The sequence below is a fragment of the Helicobacter sp. 11-8110 genome (assembly GCF_003288905.1).
GTDB classification, from domain to species: domain Bacteria; phylum Campylobacterota; class Campylobacteria; order Campylobacterales; family Helicobacteraceae; genus Helicobacter_D; species Helicobacter_D colisuis.
This window is the reverse complement of sequence record NZ_NHYL01000003.1, coordinates 85,675-104,364: the sequence shown is the minus strand read 5'-3', so window position 1 is coordinate 104,364 and position 18,690 is coordinate 85,675. Positions and strand designations below refer to the sequence as shown.

Genomic DNA, 18,690 nt, shown 5'->3' with positions numbered 1-18,690 from the left:
TTTATAATCATCTAAGTATTTAGTTTTTCTTTCTTGTTTTCTTAGCTTCTTTTAATTTTTTGGAATTATAATTGCACATTTTTTTTGGGATATTGCAATGTTTGTTTTCACTCCGTTATTTACGATTTTTGTGTTATTGCTTGGTGGATATTTAGCAAAAAGAGTTGGGGTATTGAAACAAAAACAATCGCGTATGTTTTTGGATTTTGCGATTCTTTTTGCCTTGCCTTGCTTGATTTTTGATAAGACTTATCATCTTAATTTTGATTTAAATCTTGTTGTTTTAATTCTTGGTGGATTGTTCTCTTGTATGCTTGCAGCGATTTTTTCGGTGATTCTTGGAATAGTATTTAAATTTTCAAAAAGCACTTTGGTGAGTATGTTTTTGTTAGCTTGTTTTGGCAATACGCTTTTTGTTGGCATTCCTATTGTTTCTGGAGTGTATGGGGAAGTATTTTTAAGTGAAGTTATTTTTTATGATGCTTTGGCAACAGCAATTCCCATTTCAATTATTGGTCCCATTGTGCTTTCCTATGCGAGCAATCAAAAGATTAATGTGATGGAGAATATTAGAAGGATTTTATTTTTTCCTCCTTTTATTGCTTTGATGTTGGGCTTTGTTTGCAAGATTTTTGTGTTGCCAGAATTTATTTTTAAACCCATTGTGGTTTTTGGGAATTCTGCAACAGCAGTTGCACTTTTTGCTATCGGTCTTGGTCTTGGATTTAGTGCTATTAAAACAGCTTATAAACCTACCATTATTGTTGTTTTGTGTAAGACATTACTAGCGCCTTTAATTTTTATTTTGCTTTTGAAGTTTTTGGCAGTAGAGTTAGAGCCTAGAGTTGTTGTGGCTATTTTAGAATCCGCGATGCCTACTATGACGCTAGCAGGTGCAATGATTATGAAAGCAAAACTGGATAGTAATTTGGCAGTAAGTTCTATTGCATTTGGAATTTTGTTTTCTTTTGTTTCTATTCCGCTTTTGAGTTATTTTTTGAGCTAAGCAAAAACAGCGTAATGTCTAAAAAATAAAGAGATTTTAAAAGAGTGGGGGATAAAGAGATTATTTTCTAATCTCTTTAATTCTTGCAGATTTTCCACTTCTTGTGCGGAGATAGTAAAGTTTTGCTCTTCTAACGCGACCGATTTTAAGCACTTTAATGCTATCAATACTTTCTGAGTAAAGGGGAAAAATTCTCTCAACTCCAACCCCATTAGCTCCAATTTTACGAATTGTAAAAGTTTTTCCTGTGCCAACTCCACGCAATGAAATACAGATTCCTTCAAAGTTTTGAATCCTTGTCTTATCACCTTCTGAAATACGAATTCCTACTCTTAAGGTATCACCCGCTTTAAATTGTGGAATCTCTTTTCCTGCTATTTGCGCATCTTCGAAATGCTGAATGTATTTATTTCTCATTTTTCAACCTTTGTTTGTATTGCCAATAGAGGTCAATTCTATGGAATCTTGTCTTTGCCTCTGATGCCTTTAATTTTAAATCGTGAATTTTAGCATGATTTCCCTTTGAATACTCTGAAGGGACACTTAAATTTTTAAAAATATATGGTTTTACAAAATTGGGTGCTTCTAATAAAAACTCTTCATAGCTCTCACCTTGGAGTGATTGGCTATTTCCAAGCACTCCATCAATTTGTCTTGAAATGCTATCACAAAGACATAAAGCGGCTAATTCTCCGCCAGTTAGAATAAAATCCCCAACGCTTAAAACTTCATCGGCATAAAGCTCAATTAGTCTTTCATCAAATCCCTCATAGCGTCCGCAAACTAAAACAACATGTTCTTTTTTTGCAAGTCGTTTAGAATCTCTTTGGTTGAAAGTTTTACCACAAGGTGTAAGAAAGATAATGTGAGCTTTAGAATCACACTTTTTTAGCTTTTCTAAAGCTTCGCTTATCGCAAAAGGCTCTAACACTAATCCCGCTCCACCTCCTATTTGATAATCATCAACTTTCAAAAAACGATTTTTACTAAAATCCCTGGGGTTAATAAAATCTATAGAAATTTTTTTGGTTTCTATGGCGCGATGTAGAATAGAATCGCTAAAATAGGATTTTATAAGATGAGGGAATAGGGTAACAAAAGAAAAATACATTAGCTATTTTCTAAAATGACTTTGCAAAGTTGAGTGTGAATGATTTTGGGATTAAGATTTGTTTCTACTTCTAAGATATAGCGCGATTCATAGGGTATTAGAAAGCTTTTTGGCAAACCATTTTTACAGAGTTCTTCTGCGGTTTTTATGATTAAAAAATCTTTTTCTCCTAAGCGCTCTATCTCGCTTACTTCGCCTAGAATCTCATTATCTTCTATGATTTTACTCCCTATAATATCAAACCAAAAAAACTCATCTTTTTTTAAAGTGCAATGTTCTTTTGTGGAATCTTGCGTTGTGTAAAGAATTAAATTTGTAATTTGTTTGGCTTTTTGAGGTGAATCAATCTGTGAGAACTTCACGCGAGAGTTTTCTTTATTGTAGTTTTGAATAGTTAAAGCACCATTTTGTGTAAAATAAGTGTTCCCGCTTTTTAATGATTCAGGAAAGTCCGTTAATAAGTGTAAAAGGACTTCACCTTTTACACCGACAGCTCGACCTATTTTTGCGACACTTACCCAATCTTTTTGTATTTTATTTTTTTGAAGCATTATTCTGTTTTTACAATCACGCGATAAGAATTGCCATCTTTTGCTTTTGAGCCAGAAATGATAGTTTTAATAGCACCAATCATTTTACCATCTTTACCAATTAATCTTCCAATGTCTTGCTCTGAAGATATAATTTCTATTTCATAAAAATTAGTATCCAATTCTTTTTTGGTGACTTGGATTTTTTCAGGTTTGCTAACAACCTTTTTGACATAAAGTGCTATAAAATCTTCAATCATTATTTTGTGATTGCCTGCACTCTCTCGCTCATTTTAGCTCCAACGCTAACCCAGTATTTTAAGCGTTCTGCATCAAATTTAACCGTGGAAGGTTCTGTTAGCGGATTATAATATCCAATTGATTCAATCCAACCCCCATCTCTTTTTTTTCTACTATCTGTTACTACAATTCGATAGAATGGTTTTTTCTTGCGTCCCATTTTAGTTAGGCGAATAACTGTTGCCATAAGCAAACTCCTTAAATAAAATAAATCTTATTTTACAGATATAAATCTGTCTAAAAGGGAGAAACTCCCTTTTAGACAGATTTATTAGACAAGCTTAGTCATCGTCTAAGATTGCCCATCCTTGCATCTTTCATCAATGCCATAAGGTCATTCATTCCACCTTTTCCGGAGAATTTCTTTGCCATTTTGGCTGCATTTTCAAACTGCTTTAAAAATCGATTGAGATCGCTTACATCCACTCCAGCTCCTAATGCAATTCGTTTTTTTCTGCTACCATTGAGCAAATCAGGATTTTCTCTTTCTTTGGGTGTCATAGAATTAACCATTGCCCTTATTTGCTTGATTTCTTTGGAATTATCTAAATCAATGTCCTTAAGTGAGCTTGCCATATTTGAAAGTCCAGGAATCATTGAAAGTATGGACTGCATAGAGCCGATTTTTTTGATGTTGTCCATTTGAGCTAAAAAGTCATTAAAGGTAAATTTCCCCTTTTTGATTTTTTTGGAAATATCTTTTGCTTCTTTTTCGCTAATGATAGCTGCGGTTTTTTCTGCAAGAGAGTGAATATCCCCAGCTCCCATAAGTCTGCTAACAATGCGTTCAGGGATAAAGACTTCTAAATCAGGTATTTTCTCGCCCACACCAATAAAGCGAAGCGGGATTCCAAGCTGTTGGGCTATTGAGAGCGCAATTCCTCCTTTGCTATCCCCATCAAATTTGCTTAAAATTACACCGCTTAAACCCATTTTTTCGTGGAATGTTGCAGCGCTTTTTACCCCATCTTGCCCACTTAAGCTATCAACTACATAGAAAATTTCATTAGGATTAATCGTTTCTTTAATAGCTTGTAATTCTTGCATTAAAGCTTCATCAATAGCTAGTCTTCCCGCGCTATCAACCAATAAAACATCATAAAGACCCGCTATGGCTCTTTCTTTGGCAGCTTTAGCGATTTCAATGGGAGTTTTATTTTCTTCATAGAAAAAATCAACTTCCACTTGATTGCTTAATTGTCTTAATTGCTCCACCGCAGCTAGTCTTTGTAAATCGCAAGCGGCTAATAAAACCTTTTTTTGCTTGGTTTTGAGATAATTAGCTAATTTTGCTGTTGTTGTTGTTTTACCACTTCCTTGTAATCCTGCCATCAAAACAATGGTAGGTGGCTTTGAAGCAAAGATAAAACCATAGTTTCCTGGCGCAGTTAGGATATGATTGAGTGATTCTTTGAGTGCATTCAGAAAGCTTTCTTTTCCGATTCCTGCTAATTTTGTTTTTTGCTCAACTTCTTCTAGTAAGTGTTTTAAGACTTTGTAATGGACATCGGATTTTAAAAGTGTTTTTTTCAATTCATCAATTGCTCGTTTTAAGGCTTTTTCATCATCTTGAAAACGAATTTTATTGATTGCATTTTGAAAACTTTCTGTAATAGCACCAAACAATTTTTGTCCTTATCGTATCCTAAATTTTTAGAAAAAATTGCCGTTATCCTATAAAAAATTAACTTTAAAGCAAATAAAACCATTTAAGATTTTAGGAATTTCAAATTTAAATGGGCAAAAAAGTTAAAAATTTATGATATAAAATTGAAAAATTAAGAATAATTATTGTAAGATAAAGTTTTATAAATGATAATAATTCTATTCAACAATGATTTTGTTAGATTAAAGAGAGGCTTTAGTGATGTTAGAACAACTTTTAAAACAAAATAATCTTAAAATTACCCCTCAAAGAATCACGATTCTTAAAGAGATAGAAAAAAGAGGGCATATTAGCATTGAAGAAATTTATGAAAATATTCGGGAGATTCACCCTTCTATTTCTCTTGCCACTATTTACAAGAATCTCACTTCTATGCAGGAGGCAAAAATTATTGATGAGGTTAAATTGCCTAATCAAAAGCAACGCTATGAGTTGATTAAAAAACCTCATATTCATTTGGTATGTGAGAAGTGTGGGGATATTACGGATATACATTTTGATAGCTCCATACAGCAACTTAAAAAAGATTGTGAAACCCAAATGCATTATAAAATCAAAGATACTTCTATCGTATTGCTTGGGATTTGTGAGCACTGCCAAAACAGCTAAGTGAGTTGTTTTGGAGTTTGTTTTAGGTTAGCCTAAACCCTAAAATTGTATCTATAAACTTATAGCTTTGGGGTTATCAGCACTTATTGCGCCCTGCGCCATATTTGGCTTCCATGGCTTCTTTAAAAAACTCTCTTTGGGTTTTAGGTATTTTATCAGGATGATTTTTTTGCATATGCTCTAAGTATTTGGTGTAGCTTGGCATTCCCACCAATAAATGAAAAAACTTATCTGATTTTTGATAAAACTTTTTAAAATAAAAATAAATCTTTCCCATTTCACTAATTATCCTAAATTGTAAGTATATTCAAAAATTCTAACTTATTTTTTACCAAAAATCAATCTATGATTTATTGAAATTTTTGGCGTAAGTCAATTTTGTCTATTCCTAAAATAGCAGCTCCCTCACGCACCCCTTCATCGATGATTAAGCATTCTTCAAAGCCTAGAATCTCCATAAAAAATAAAAAGAGCATAATGCCAAAAGGTACTACATCAGCCTTTAAGATGCCTACCAAATTTTCTTTTTCTTCATTGCTTAGAGTTTCAAACTTTCGCAATTCTTCTTTGAAATCTTCTACCTTAAGCACTTTTCCAAAAACCTTTTTAGAATCATAGGATTTTAAACCCATTTTGAGAGCGCAAACCATCGTGGGTGTTCCGCTATTAGCTACTAAAAATTTGGGTTTATTGTGCTGCTTATTAATAAACTCTATAATAGGCGCTGTGATTTTGTCTTTATGGGAGATAAAATTTTCTAAAGTTTTATATTTGTCTTTAGATTGCACAATTCCTATTTCAAAGCTTTTTGCTGTGATTCCATTTTGCGCACAAAAAATAAACTCGCTACTTGCCCCACCCATATCCACAATAACAAAGCAGTCTTTTTGATATTTTGGATTCATTTGTGCGAGTTTTTTGATTGATCTTTGTGGCGCTAGAGAAGTAATATAGGCTTCTTCTTCTCCTTTGATGATTTGAAAGGTGATTTGTGTTTTTTGCGCGATAATTTCTAGGACTTCTTGGGAGTTTGTTGCTTGGCGCATAGCCTGTGTTGTGAGAGCAATGATTTTATCTTGTGGTTTAATTTTTAAAGCTTTTTTGAGATTTTGCAATCCAAGAATAATTCGCTCTAATGCCGCATTGCAAATTTTTCCACTCTCACTTAAACCCTCTGCACTTCTTACGACTGCCTCATATTCGCCAAGCACTTCATAATGAGTATTCATTCTAATTCCACGCAAAGAATTGCTTCCTAAGTCAATTCCGATAAATTCTTGCATTATATTCCTTTAAATAAAATCATAAAATAATGACGATTGTTTTTGTATTGATATTTTAATTCCAGATGATGCAATTCTAAAATTCCTTTAATGATTCCAAGTCCCAAACCATGTCCTTGGATAAGTTCGTGTTTTTTATCACGATAAAAAGGTTCAAAATATTCCCAAATTTCTCTTTGCAATTTCTCTCCCTCATTACTTACTCCAAGACAGAAGCAATTATCTTGCTTTTGGGTAAAAATCTCTATTTTTCCACCACTTTTGTATTTTTTGGCATTTTCGATAAGATTTTTTAGGGCAATGGAGAGAAAATTTAAGTCTCCATGAATTTTAAAATTTTCGCTGATTTTGACTGCCACTTCATCTTCGCTTATAAACATATGGCTTAGCGTCTCTAAGACTAGCGATTCAACAAAAAATTCTTTAAACTCCAACAAATCCCTGCCTTCTTGCACTTTTTCAAAAGTTAGAATTTGGCTTGTTAGAGTATCTAGATTTTGGATTGCTTTGTTTAAAATTTCTTTATTAGGGCTTGGCGGGATAAATTCTAGCGCTAGTTTTGCTTTAGAGATTGGTGTTTTTAGCTCGTGCCCGATATTGCGTAAGATAAATTCTCTTATCTCCATGAGTTTAGAAATTTTTGTTGCCATTTCATTGAAACTGCGTGCAAGCAGTGCTTGTTCGGGTTCTTTTGGTATTTTAATACGGACTTTGTAATTACCTTTGGTGAATTCCTCTAAAGAATTTCTCAAAACTTTCATAGGGTGCAAAATAGCTAAGATAATTGCAAAAGTAAGAAGCAGGACTAGAAAATCTAAAAGAATCCAAAGAATGGGATTATTATTAATAGAAAGCTGTTCTTTGAAATCTTTTTGTGCTATGTAAGATTCTCCTAGATATTCTAATCCAAAGCCGTAATTTTGATGAAATTTAAAAACTTGCATTTTAGCTAGAGTGTCGCTACTTTTGTAGATAATAGTTGATTCTTGGGGGATTTTGTCTATGCGCACAAAATCATAGCTTTTAATAAGAGTATGGATTCTGCGAATATTTCCATTAATGAGTTCTAACATAGATTGTTGCGCTAAAAAGGTTGTTTGGGAGATGATTTTTTCTTCATTTTGGCGTAAATTAGCAATGTTTAGAGAATAAGTGATAATAACACTAATAACAATAGAAATAAAAAAAAGCAGATAAATTTGGACAAATAAGGATGGATAAAGCCATTTTTTAATCACAGAATTTATATCCTATTCCCCAAACAGATTGTATGTATTTGGGTTCTTTTGCATCATCTCCGAGTTTTGCGCGTAGATTTCTAATGTGTGTGTCAATGCTTCTTAGTGAGGAATCAGGGGCGATACTTGAGATGGCTTGAGAGAGTGATTCTCGTGAATAAGGTTTGCCTTTGTTGGAAATTAGGAGATTTAAAATTTCAAATTCTGCTGGAGTAAGATCAATAGAATATCCATCTAAAGTAACTTTGTGCTTATTATTATCAATCTCTAGGTCTTCATAATGTATCACTTGATTAGCAGAGTATCGTTTTAATAAGGCATTGATTCTTGCGACTAGTTCTATGGGCTCATAAGATTTTGCAAGATAATCATCAGCACCTCTCTCAAAGCCTAAAATTTTGCTGCCAATATCTCCTCTTGCAGAAGACATAATAATAGGCAAATCGCTAATTTCTCTTATCTTCTTGCAGAGCTCCAATCCATCCATTTCAGGCAACATAATATCAAGCACTGCTAAATCAAAATTCCTTTTTGATTTTAGCATTTCTAGAGCTTCATTTGGGCTATGCGTTGCCACTGCTTCCATACCGCTTTTTTTTAGGTAATCAACTAGTAATTTTTGCATATCCAAATCATCTTCAACGATTAAAATTTGATACATCGCTATTCCCTTATAAATTCCATTAAGGAAGTGATTTCTTCTTTGCCTAGAATCTGTCCAATAGTTCTATAAAAATTAATTTTTGCTTCTGCGTAATTTTGGTTATTTTTTTCTAGCATTTGTTTATATTCTATAAAATTAACTTCGCCATAGCCCTTATTTGCGATTTCTTTTAGAATTTTATATTCTAAAATCACATCATTGCTGTGGTAATTTTGCCTTTGTTTATAGAGCTCTCGTATAGCTTCTTTTAAAATTTGTCTTTTAGAGTTTGGAATCTCTAAATATTTTAAGCCTTCTTCTATATTTTTTCCTAAAAGATTCACGCCAAAAAAACAAATAAAAACCAATAAAAAACGCATTTTAAATTCCCTTTTTATGTTTGCGAGAAGATTCTACACTAAAAATGTTAAGCTATTCTTGAGAATTTTGTTGAATTATAATGTTCTTGATAAAGCGATTTTCTTTGAAATTCAAGGGATATAATTATCTTGTAATGCCTTGCTTAAATCAATATGGCAATAGCCATTAGGATTTTTTGCAAGATATTTTTGATGGTATGATTCAGCAGGATAGAAATTTTTTAATTCCATAACTTCTGTTACAATCTCTTGTGAAAAGTTTTTTTGTAGATTTTGGATAAATGATCGCACTTTTTCTAATATTTTAGAATCTTTAGCATAGATTCCACTGCGGTATTGTGTTCCAAAATCATTGCCTTGATAATTTAGGGCAAAAGGATTGATAATGTCAAAAAATCTCTGCAAAATCTCATTAAGTGATAAAACTTCATCTTCATAAGTTATTTTCACTACTTCTACTGCGCCTGTGATTCCACTGCATACAAGCTCATAGCTAGGATTTTCTATCTTGGAGTTTGCATAGCCTACTTGAGAGCTAACCACACCTTTTAGTAAATCAAAATATCCTTGAATCCCCCAAAAACAGCCTCCTGCTAGATAAATAACAATGCGCATAAAAAACCTTTGAAAATGAATTTTTTAAGGAATTATAGCGGATAAAATTTAAGGATTGCGCAATCAATACTTTCTTTGTAATATTTTAACTTTTAGTATTTTATTATTATAAAACTTGACAATAATTGACTAAAGTTATATAATGCCAACAAAATAAATTTTAGGAGATTTCAATGAATATTTTAGAGAAACTCACCAATACTATGCAAGAAACATTAGAGCAAGGTGCTTCTTTGGCTTTGCATAATCAAAACCAAGAAATTGAGCCCATTCATCTTTTTTGGGCGATGCTAACTAATACTAATTCGCTTTTAAATCAAGCTTTAAACCGATTAAACATCGATAAAGCAGCCATTGAGTTAGAGGCAAAAAGTTTAGCAAATAATCTTCCTAAAAGCTCATCAGTAAATAAGGAGAATCTAAAAATCTCACGAAATTTAAGTGATGCGCTTAATCAAGCTGATGGCTTGGCGGCAAAAAATGGGGATTCTTATATTGCTATTGATACTTTTATTTTGGCAAATCTCAATACAGAGATAGCTAAAAATTTGTTTGCTAAATATTTAGATTTGAATGAATTAAAAAAAACCTTTGAAGTAATAAGAGGCGGGACAAAAATTAATTCACAAAGTGGCGATGAGAATCTTGAAGCGTTAGAAAAATTCGGAATAGATTTAACTCAAAAAGCAATAGAAGGAAAATTAGATCCTGTAATTGGTAGAGATGAAGAAATCAATCATATGATGCAAATTTTGATTAGAAAAACAAAAAATAATCCCATTTTACTAGGTGAGCCAGGAGTTGGAAAAACTGCAGTTGTGGAGGGTTTAGCACAAAGAATTATTAAAAAAGAAGTGCCTATTTCTTTGCAAAATAAAAAAGTAATTGCACTTGATATGAGTGCGCTCATTGCGGGTGCAAAGTATCGCGGAGAGTTTGAGGATAGGCTAAAAAAAGTTATTGATGAAGTTACTAAGGCAAAAAATATCATTCTTTTTATTGATGAGATTCATACCATTGTTGGTGCGGGTGCAAGTGAGGGGAGTATGGATGCAGCTAATATCCTAAAACCCGCTCTTGCAAGAGGTGAATTGCATACCATTGGCGCAACAACACTTAAGGAATATCGTAAATATTTTGAAAAAGATGCGGCATTACAGAGAAGATTCCAGCCTGTTCCAGTTAATGAGCCTAGTGTGAATGAAGCATTGCAAATTTTACGCGGTATTAAAGAAAGGCTTGAAGCACATCACAATGTAACCATTACTGATAGTGCTTTAGTAGCTGCCGCTAAGCTTTCTAATCGTTATATTACAGATAGATTCTTGCCAGATAAGGCGATTGATTTAATTGATGAAGCTGCAGCAGAGCTTAAAATGCAAATAGAATCTGAACCTAGCGAGCTTGCAAAAATTAAGCGAGAAATTGAATCATTGCAAGTGGAGAAAGAAGCGCTTTTAATGGAAAAGAGTGAGAAAAATAATGCAAGGATTCAAGAAATTGAAAAAGAATTAAGCGATAAAAATGAAAAGAAAAAAGCCCTAGAAGTGCAATTTGAAAACGAAAAACAAGTGTTTAATAAAATTGCAAATATTAAGGTGCAAATTGATTCTTTGCGAACTGAAAGTGCTTTGGCAAAGCGTAATAGCGATTTTAATAAAGCTGCTGAGATTGATTATGGTAAGATTCCTGAACTTCAAAGGGCATTAGAAGAACAAAATCAAAAATGGGAAAAGATGCAAGAAGCAGGAACACTACTTAGAAATGCTGTTTTGCCTGAATCAATTGCAGCTGTTGTTAGCCGATGGACACAAATCCCTATTAAGAAAATGTTGCAAGATGAGAAAGATAAGATTTTAGGAATCGAAGAAGAACTTAAAAAAGATGTGGTAGGACAAGATAAAGCACTTCACGCTATTGCAAGAGCTATTAAACGCAATAAAGCAGGGCTTAGTGAGCTTAATCGTCCTATTGGAAGCTTTTTATTCCTTGGTCCAACAGGGGTTGGAAAGACTGAAGCGGCTAAGACTTTAGCGAGATTCCTTTTTGATAGTGAGAAGAATCTTATTCGCATTGATATGAGTGAATATATGGAAAAACACGCGGCAAGTCGCTTAGTAGGTGCGCCTCCAGGATATGTTGGCTATGAAGAAGGCGGACAACTCACAGAAGCGGTGCGTAGGAAGCCTTATAGTGTTGTGCTTTTTGATGAGATTGAAAAAGCTCATCCTGATGTGTTTAATATGCTTTTGCAGGTGCTTGATGATGGTCGTTTGACAGATAATAAGGGTGTAACTATTGATTTTAGAAATACCATTATTATTCTCACAAGCAATATTGCAAGTAACCAAATTATGGAATTAAAAGATGAAGATTCTAAAGAAAAAGCAGTTAAAGAAGCACTTAAGGCTTATTTTAAGCCAGAGTTTCTCAATAGACTTGATGATATTGTGATTTTTAATCCTTTGGGAATTGAGCAAATTACACATATTGTAGATATTCTCTTTAAAAATATTCAAAAGAAAGTAGCTGAGAGAGACATTAAAATAGAATTAGAACAAAGCGCTAAGGAATTTATTGCTAAAGTTGGCTTTGATCCAACCTTTGGTGCAAGACCGCTTAAGAGAGCTTTGTATGAGGAAGTAGAAGATAGATTAGCAGATTTGATTTTACAAGGGGAGATTAAAGAAGGCAGTAAAGTAACTTTTTATGCAGAAAATGAAGAGATTAGGACAAAAGTTTATTGATTTAATGTTTTAAATTTATAACTAAATAATATTTTTAAGTATTTATACTATAGGATGCCGAATGTTTTTTAGCTTTTTAAAGGATGGTTATATTTAATAAATTTTCTTTAAAGTTTAAATTATCTATTTTGGCATTCGGTTTTTTATTAGCTTTGGAGTGTTGATTGGTATTATTTTTTTCAATCAAAATAAGATGACTAATGAAGCTTCTATGAGTTTAAATTCTGTCATTGAGCAAGAAGTTGCTCAAAAGATAAAGTTAGCTACAGATAGTGTGGCATATTTTCTTGGTGAGCTTGTGGGGGGATTGGATGAAAAATCGCAAATAGCTATTATCGCAAAAGCCATTGAAAAATTTAGATTTGAAAATGATAAATCAGGGTATTTCTTTGTTTATAAAGATCATGTTCCAGTAGCGCATCCGACAAGAAAAGATTTGATTGGAAAGTCGCTTTATGATGCAAAGGATCCAAATGGCGTTTATTATGTAAGAGAATTATTTGAGAGTACAAAAAAACAAGATGAGAATGGGGGGGGGGGAATTCATTAGTTTTGAATTTTCAAAGCCATTGCCTAATGGAGAGTTGATTCAAGCTCAAAAGATTGGGTATGCACAGATGATACCTAATACTAACAATATGTGGATTTCAACAGGTGTGTATATCGATACTTATTGTAGCAATACTAATATTCTTGCCATTATGATTGATGTTTTATAAGAATCTAATAAATAGTGTTAATACTCTTCAAAGGAGTATTTTATTGTTTTTTCCTATATTAATCACGAAAAGACTGATATACAATTAGTTCAGGTTAATTCAAATGATGAGTTTGGCTCAATGGCTAAAGTCATTAACACTAATATAGAAAAAACTAAAGCGGGATTGATACAAGATGAAAAAGCAATTGCTCAAAGTGCGCAAACCGCTAAAGCAATAGAGAGTGGCGATCGAACAGCAAGAATTATTGAAAATCCTGCTAATCCCCAATTAATTGAATTAAAAAATGTTTTAAATAAAATGCTTGATGTTTTGCAAGGCAAAATTGGTTCTAATATGAATGAAATCACACGAGTGTTTGATAGCTATAAAAATTTAGATTTTACTACTGAAGTTAAAAACACTCAAGGCGATGTTGAAGTTGTTACAAATATATTAGGCGAAGAAATCAAAGCAATACTTAAGGCATCAGCTAATTTTGCATCAGATTTGGCTAAACAATCTCAAGAGTTAAGAGAATCGATGCAAAAACTAACAGATAGCTCTCAATCGCAGGCTAATTCTTTGCAACAATCTGTGGTTGCTATAGAAGAAATAAGCTCATCTATGCAAAATGTTTCAGATAAAACTTTGGAAGTTACAAGACAGGCAGAAGATATTAAAAATATCGTAGGAGTAATCAAAGATATAGTTGATCAAACTAACCTTTTAGCACTAAATGCAGCCATTGAAGCAGCAAGAGCAGGAGAGCATGGAAGAGGATTTGCAGTTGTTGCTGATGAAGTAAGAAAGTTAGCCGAGAGGACAAGTAAATCGCTCAATGAAATAGAAGCTAATGTGAATGTTCTAGTTCAAGGTGTGAATGATATGGGCGAATCTATTCGTGAGCAAACTACAGGTGTAGGACAGATTAACGAAGCTGTGGCTCAACTAGAGACAATAACCCATAATAATGTTGTGGTTGCTAATGATACTAATGTAATTACTCAAGATGTTAATAAAATAGCCAATGATATTTTAGAAGATGTTAATAAGAAGAAGTTCTAACTTCTTCTTAGAATCTTAGAAATAGAGGTAATGTTTTAGTATTTTTAAATCTTTTAAGTTTTTTGTTGAGAATTTAAAAGATTTAATTTATGGGATTTGCTTGAAATAAGCTGCCAAAAAAGTTTAAAAAATTATTTAAATAAAAATGCTACAATTCTAAAATTATTTTATTTTACAAGAGATAATAATGTTTAGTTACCATTCTATTCGCCCCTATATTTTTAAAAGCGATCCAGAAAAGGCGCATTCTTTTGTGGAAAAAATGGCTAAATTAGCACCTAAAATTCCGGGAGTTTTACCTTTATTTTCCCAAAAAACTTGCCTTCAAAATCCTATTTTGGCACAAAAAATTGATGGCATTTCCTTTTATAATCCTGTGGGCTTGGCTGCAGGTTTTGATAAAAATGCTACTATGATTCCAGCACTCTGTGCGCTTGGATTTTCTCACTTGGAGCTTGGCGCAGTTACTCCAAATCCTCAAGAGGGTAATGAAAAGCCTCGCCTTTGGCGACATATTCAAGAAGAATCGATTCAAAATGCAATGGGCTTTAATAATGAAGGAGCAGAGATGGTTGCTACTCGTTTGGACAAACTCTATCCCTTTGCAATTCCGCTTGGAATGAATATTGGCAAAAACAAAATTACTCCACAAGAAAAAGCACTGGATGATTATCTTTTGTTGGCTAAGAGATTTGTAAATTGCACAGATTATTTAAGTGTGAATATTAGTTCGCCCAATACGCCAAATTTGCGAGATTTGCAAAATGAAACTTTTATTAAAGAGCTTTTTTTGAAGCTTTGTGAAATCTACTCTAAGCCTATTTACCTAAAAATTGCGCCTGATTTAGAGATTGATTCTATTTTGAAGCTAACAGAAGTGGCTATCCAAAATGGTGCTAAAGGAATCATTGCAACCAATACAACTTTGGATTATTCATTGGTTTCAAATCCCAAAGAAAAAGGTGGTTTAAGCGGTAGAGTTCTTACTCAAAAAAGCAAAGAGATTCTAAAGCAAATTGCTAAAGTTTATGCTAAAAAAATAACGCTTATTAGTGTAGGGGGGATTTCAAGTGCGCAAGAAGCTTTTGAACGGATTGCTTTTGGGGCAAACCTTGTGCAAATTTATTCTGCCTTGATTTTTGAGGGACCTATGCTTGTTAAAAAAATCAATGAAGAATTGACACAAATCCTTGAATCAAAAGGCTTTTTAAATATTCAAGATGCAGTAGGTATTAATCTATGAAAATATTTAGAGTTTTAATTTTATTTGTTTGTTTTATAGGAGTTTTAATGGCGCAAAATTCAGTTCTTCCAAAATATCATAAATCAGTGCTTGAAAATGGTTTAGAAGTGTATATTATCCCACTTAATAATCAAAGCAATGTTATTACAACTGATATTTTTTATAAAGTAGGTAGTCGCAATGAAACAATGGGAAAAAGTGGAATTGCTCATATGTTAGAGCATTTGAATTTTAAATCAACTAAGAATCTAAAAGCAGGTGAATTTGATAAAATCATTAAAAGCTTTGGTGGTAGTACAAATGCTTCTACAGGCTTTGATTATACGCATTACTATATTAAATCGAGCACTCAAAATTTAGATAAAAGCTTAGAGCTTTTTGCAGAATTGATGCAGAATCTCAATTTAAGCGATGAGGAATTTCAGCCAGAGCGTAATGTGGTAGCTGAAGAGAGATTGTGGCGCACAGATAATAATCCTATGGGTTATTTGTATTTTAGGCTTTTTAATACTGCTTATGTTTATCACCCTTATCATTGGACTCCAATTGGCTTTATGGATGATATTAGAAATTGGAGTATTGAAGACATTAGGGCATTTCACAAGACTTATTATCAGCCCAAAAATGCAAGCATTGTAATTGCAGGGGATATTGAGGTAAATGAGGCTCTAAAAGCAGTAAAAAAACATTTTGAAAAAATTCCAAACACAGGATTTGAAATACCCAAAGTCCATACCATAGAACCAAAACAAGATGGTTTGCGTCAAGCTAGCGTGCATAAGCAAACTGAGGTTGAAATTCTTTCTATTGCTTATAAGATTCCGCCTTTTAATCACAAAGATCAAATCGCCCTTAGTGCTTTAAGTGAGATTTTAAGTGGTGGTAAAAGCAGTGTTTTGTCGAGTGTTATTGTAGATAAAAAGAGACTTGCAGCTGAAATTTATACTTATAATATGGATTTGGTAGATGAAGGAGTTTTTATTATAATGGCTTTAGCAAACTCTGAAGTAAGTTTGGATAAAATCCAAAAGGAAGTCTTGGCTCAAATTGAACTTATTAAGCAGGGCAAACTTAAGCAAAGTGAGCTAGATAAAGTTAAAATCAATATGCGTGCAAATTTTCTTTATGAGTTAGAATCAAGTAGTGGTGTTGCTAATCTCTTTGGTTCTTACATAGCTAGGGGGGATTTGCAGACTTTGCTTGATTTTGAGAAAAACTTTGAAGCTTTGAGTTTGGAAGATATTATTAGGGTGGTAAATGAATATTTTATCCTCAATAACGCCACCATTATGACTTTACAAAAGTGAGAGAAATATGCAAGTAGAAGAAACAATCATAGGTGCGATGACCGCGCTTGTTACACCTTTTAAAAATGGAAAGCTTGATTTAGAGACTTATGAGAATCTTATTCAAAGGCAAATTAATTATGGTATTGATGTGATTGTGCCTGTTGGAACAACAGGAGAATCAGCAACATTAAGCCATCAAGAACACAGAGAGTGTATTGAGGTTGCACTTAGTGTTGCCAAAAAAAATCGATTAAATGGCAAAAATATTAAGGTATTAGCAGGAGCAGGGAGTAATTCTACACAAGAGGCTATTGAATTGGCAAAATTTGCACAAGCTAGTGGTGCTGATGGAATCTTATGTGTTACACCTTATTACAATAAACCAACTCAAGAAGGGCTTTATCAGCACTATAAGAGTGTAGCTGGAGCAATTTCTATCCCATTAATGCTTTATAATGTTCCAAGTCGCACGGGTGTAAGTCTTGAAAACACTACAATATTGCAACTTTTTAAGGATGTTAAAAATATTTATGGTGTCAAAGAAGCCGGTGGGAATCTTGAAAAAGTGATAGATTTAAATGTGAATCAAAAAGATTTGATTGTGGTTAGTGGTGATGATGTGATTAATTATCCTATTCTTTGTTGTGGAGCTAAAGGAGTTATTTCGGTAACTTCTAATCTCTTACCTGATAAAATTGCTACCCTAACACATAGCATCTTAAGTGATTTAGATTATCAAAAAGCCTATGTTTTAAGCAATGAGCTTTATAGGATTAATAAAGCACTTTTTGTGGAGAGCAATCCTATTCCTATTAAAGCTGCAATGTATTTAAGCGGATTGTTAAAAACCTTAGAATATCGTTTGCCTCTTGTCTCTCCAAGTGCAGAAAATCTTAAGTATTTAGAGCAAATTTTAATGCAATATGAGGTGGTAAAATGAGTGAAAATATGAAAAATAAGACTTTAGTGATTAGTGGAGCAACGCGTGGCATTGGCAAAGCGATTTTATATCGTTTTGCGCAAAATGGTGTCAATATTGCCTTTACTTATAATAAAAATGAAGAAGAAGCACAGAGAATTATTGCTGATGTGGAATCTAAATATCAAGTTAAAATCAAGGCTTATCCATTGAATGTTTTAGAGCCAGAGACTTATAAGGATTTGTTTGTAAGGATTGATGAAGATTTTGAGAGAGTGGATTTTTTTATCAGTAATGCAATTATTTATGGTAAAAGTGTGGTGGGTGGTTTTGCTCCTTTTATGCGTCTTAAACCAAAGGGACTAAATAATATTTATACTGCAACGGTTCTTGCTTTTGTTGTAGGTGCGCAAGAAGCTGCAAAGCGAATGCAAAAAGTGGGTGGTGGAAGCATTATTTCTCTTAGTTCCACAGGAAATCTTGTGTATATGCCAAATTATGCAGGGCATGGAAATTCTAAAAATGCCGTGGAGACTATGGTGAAATATGCAGCAATGGAGCTTGGTGAATATAATATTCGCGTAAATGCAGTAAGTGGTGGTCCTATTGATACAGATGCCCTCAAAGCCTTTCCAGATTATGCAGAAATTAAGGCAGCTGTAGAATCGCAAAGTCCGCTTGGGCGTATGGGAAAACCTGAAGATATTGCAGGGGCTTGTTTGTTTTTATGTGATGATTCTTCTAGTGCTTGGCTCACAGGACAAACAATTGTAATTGATGGGGGAACAAGTTTTAAATAATGAATCTTAAAAGTCTTCCAAATCTTTTAACAGCCCTTAGAATTTGTTTTGCTGTTTTGCTTTTAGCTGTTTTGCTCTATGGTTGGGAGTTGCTACCGCCTTCAATTCATCCTACTTGGGTGAATTATCTTGCTTGTTTGCTTTTTTGTGTCGCAAGTATTACAGATTTTTTTGATGGTTTTATTGCTAGAAACTTTGAAGTTACAAGTCTTTTTGGGGAGATTTTTGATCCCCTAGCTGATAAGCTTTTAATGCTTGCAGCTTTTATTGGGCTTTTGGTGATTGATAGGGTTAATGTTTGGGCTGTTTTTTTGATTTTAGGGAGAGAATTTTTTATCACAGGGCTTAGAGTTGTTGCTGCTGCAAAGGGTTTGAAAGTGGCTGCATCTAATCTTGGAAAATATAAAACAGGGCTACAGATTACTGCGATTGCTTTTTTGCTGATGGATTATTCTTTTGCAAACGCTACTTTATGGCTTGCTGTGATTATCACGCTTTATTCGGGTTATGACTACGCTAGATCTTATACAAAAACAAGGTAAAAT

General features: G+C 33.3%; 22 protein-coding genes and 1 pseudogene. 11 read left to right on the top strand and 12 right to left on the bottom strand.

What is annotated here, in order from left to right; all coding sequences use genetic code 11:
* Positions 1 to 97 precede the first annotated feature (97 nt).
* Entirely contained in the window at positions 98 to 1,006 is a 909-nt protein-coding gene (locus CCY98_RS04455; protein WP_112057386.1) for an AEC family transporter, read from the top strand.
* 60 nt (positions 1,007 to 1,066) lie between these two features.
* Here the strand turns inward: CCY98_RS04455 and rplS are convergent, their stop codons facing one another.
* The 6 genes from rplS to ffh form a co-directional block, all read right to left on the bottom strand.
* A complete protein-coding gene (gene rplS, locus CCY98_RS04450) occupies positions 1,067 to 1,423 on the bottom strand; it encodes a 50S ribosomal protein L19 (protein ID WP_006656494.1) in 357 nt (118 codons plus the stop codon).
* A complete protein-coding gene (trmD, locus tag CCY98_RS04445) occupies positions 1,413 to 2,117 on the bottom strand; it encodes a tRNA (guanosine(37)-N1)-methyltransferase TrmD (RefSeq protein WP_112057385.1) in 705 nt (234 codons plus the stop codon). Before trmD ends, rplS begins: the two co-directional genes overlap by 11 nt.
* A complete protein-coding gene (gene rimM / locus CCY98_RS04440) occupies positions 2,117 to 2,668 on the bottom strand; it encodes a ribosome maturation factor RimM (RefSeq protein WP_112057384.1) in 552 nt (183 codons plus the stop codon). The genes trmD and rimM overlap by 1 nt, the downstream gene beginning before the upstream one ends.
* A complete protein-coding gene (locus CCY98_RS04435; RefSeq protein ID WP_112057383.1) occupies positions 2,668 to 2,907 on the bottom strand; it encodes a KH domain-containing protein in 240 nt (79 codons plus the stop codon). Before CCY98_RS04435 ends, rimM begins: the two co-directional genes overlap by 1 nt.
* Positions 2,907 to 3,134: a 30S ribosomal protein S16 gene (gene rpsP, locus CCY98_RS04430; protein ID WP_006656972.1), complete on the bottom strand. Its 228-nt coding sequence runs from the start codon at positions 3,132 to 3,134 to the stop codon at positions 2,907 to 2,909. Before rpsP ends, CCY98_RS04435 begins: the two co-directional genes overlap by 1 nt.
* A gap of 98 nt (positions 3,135 to 3,232) precedes the next feature.
* A complete protein-coding gene (gene ffh / locus CCY98_RS04425) occupies positions 3,233 to 4,573 on the bottom strand; it encodes a signal recognition particle protein (RefSeq protein WP_112057382.1) in 1,341 nt (446 codons plus the stop codon).
* Positions 4,574 to 4,814: 241 nt separating this feature from the next.
* Between ffh and CCY98_RS04420 the strand changes: the two genes are divergently transcribed.
* A complete protein-coding gene (locus CCY98_RS04420) occupies positions 4,815 to 5,222 on the top strand; it encodes a Fur family transcriptional regulator (protein ID WP_112057381.1) in 408 nt (135 codons plus the stop codon).
* 76 nt (positions 5,223 to 5,298) lie between these two features.
* Here CCY98_RS04420 and kcuS read toward each other — a convergent pair whose 3' ends face one another.
* The 6 genes from kcuS to msrA all read right to left on the bottom strand — a co-directional run bounded on the left by kcuS (position 5,299) and on the right by msrA (position 9,381).
* Complete coding sequence (kcuS, locus tag CCY98_RS04415) at positions 5,299 to 5,499, bottom strand: KCU-star family selenoprotein (protein WP_112057380.1); 201 nt, start codon at positions 5,497 to 5,499, stop codon at positions 5,299 to 5,301.
* Between the two features lie 73 nt (positions 5,500 to 5,572).
* Positions 5,573 to 6,505: a phosphatase gene (locus tag CCY98_RS04410; RefSeq protein WP_112057379.1), complete on the bottom strand. Its 933-nt coding sequence runs from the start codon at positions 6,503 to 6,505 to the stop codon at positions 5,573 to 5,575.
* Positions 6,505 to 7,743, bottom strand: coding sequence for an ATP-binding protein (locus CCY98_RS04405; RefSeq protein WP_112057378.1), 1,239 nt, complete (start codon positions 7,741 to 7,743; stop codon positions 6,505 to 6,507). The genes CCY98_RS04410 and CCY98_RS04405 overlap by 1 nt, the downstream gene beginning before the upstream one ends.
* A complete protein-coding gene (locus CCY98_RS04400) occupies positions 7,736 to 8,404 on the bottom strand; it encodes a response regulator transcription factor (protein ID WP_112057377.1) in 669 nt (222 codons plus the stop codon). Before CCY98_RS04400 ends, CCY98_RS04405 begins: the two co-directional genes overlap by 8 nt.
* Positions 8,405 to 8,406: 2 nt before the next feature.
* The gene (locus CCY98_RS04395; RefSeq protein ID WP_112057376.1) at positions 8,407 to 8,766 is read right to left on the bottom strand and encodes a hypothetical protein; all 360 of its coding nucleotides are present in this window, start codon (positions 8,764 to 8,766) and stop codon (positions 8,407 to 8,409) included.
* Between the two features lie 111 nt (positions 8,767 to 8,877).
* Complete coding sequence (msrA, locus tag CCY98_RS04390) at positions 8,878 to 9,381, bottom strand: peptide-methionine (S)-S-oxide reductase MsrA (protein ID WP_112057375.1); 504 nt, start codon at positions 9,379 to 9,381, stop codon at positions 8,878 to 8,880.
* Between the two features lie 173 nt (positions 9,382 to 9,554).
* Here msrA and CCY98_RS04385 point away from each other — a divergent pair, with 173 nt between their 5' ends.
* The 9 genes and pseudogenes from CCY98_RS04385 (at position 9,555) to pgsA (ending at position 18,687) form a co-directional block, all read left to right on the top strand.
* Positions 9,555 to 12,128: an AAA family ATPase gene (locus tag CCY98_RS04385; protein WP_112057374.1), complete on the top strand. Its 2,574-nt coding sequence runs from the start codon at positions 9,555 to 9,557 to the stop codon at positions 12,126 to 12,128.
* A 160-nt stretch (positions 12,129 to 12,288) separates the two neighbouring features.
* Positions 12,289 to 12,678 (top strand): cache domain-containing protein, encoded by a 390-nt coding sequence (locus CCY98_RS04380; RefSeq protein WP_258438706.1) that lies wholly within the window; start codon positions 12,289 to 12,291, stop codon positions 12,676 to 12,678.
* Positions 12,656 to 12,847, top strand: a complete 192-nt coding sequence (locus CCY98_RS08595; RefSeq protein ID WP_258438704.1) for a hypothetical protein — start codon at positions 12,656 to 12,658, stop codon at positions 12,845 to 12,847. Before CCY98_RS04380 ends, CCY98_RS08595 begins: the two co-directional genes overlap by 23 nt.
* A 24-nt stretch (positions 12,848 to 12,871) precedes the next feature.
* A pseudogene (locus CCY98_RS04375) lies at positions 12,872 to 13,894 on the top strand (methyl-accepting chemotaxis protein); the annotation flags it as partial.
* A 187-nt stretch (positions 13,895 to 14,081) separates the two neighbouring features.
* The gene (locus CCY98_RS04370; protein WP_112057372.1) at positions 14,082 to 15,137 is read left to right on the top strand and encodes a quinone-dependent dihydroorotate dehydrogenase; all 1,056 of its coding nucleotides are present in this window, start codon (positions 14,082 to 14,084) and stop codon (positions 15,135 to 15,137) included.
* Positions 15,138 to 15,184: 47 nt separating this feature from the next.
* Entirely contained in the window at positions 15,185 to 16,444 is a 1,260-nt protein-coding gene (locus tag CCY98_RS04365) for a pitrilysin family protein (RefSeq protein WP_112057371.1), read from the top strand.
* 7 nt (positions 16,445 to 16,451) lie between these two features.
* Complete coding sequence (gene dapA, locus CCY98_RS04360; RefSeq protein ID WP_112057370.1) at positions 16,452 to 17,366, top strand: 4-hydroxy-tetrahydrodipicolinate synthase; 915 nt, start codon at positions 16,452 to 16,454, stop codon at positions 17,364 to 17,366.
* The gene (locus tag CCY98_RS04355; protein ID WP_112057369.1) at positions 17,363 to 18,145 is read left to right on the top strand and encodes an enoyl-ACP reductase; all 783 of its coding nucleotides are present in this window, start codon (positions 17,363 to 17,365) and stop codon (positions 18,143 to 18,145) included. The genes dapA and CCY98_RS04355 overlap by 4 nt, the downstream gene beginning before the upstream one ends.
* The gene (gene pgsA, locus CCY98_RS04350) at positions 18,145 to 18,687 is read left to right on the top strand and encodes a CDP-diacylglycerol--glycerol-3-phosphate 3-phosphatidyltransferase (RefSeq protein ID WP_112057368.1); all 543 of its coding nucleotides are present in this window, start codon (positions 18,145 to 18,147) and stop codon (positions 18,685 to 18,687) included. The genes CCY98_RS04355 and pgsA overlap by 1 nt, the downstream gene beginning before the upstream one ends.
* Positions 18,688 to 18,690: the final 3 nt, after the last annotated feature.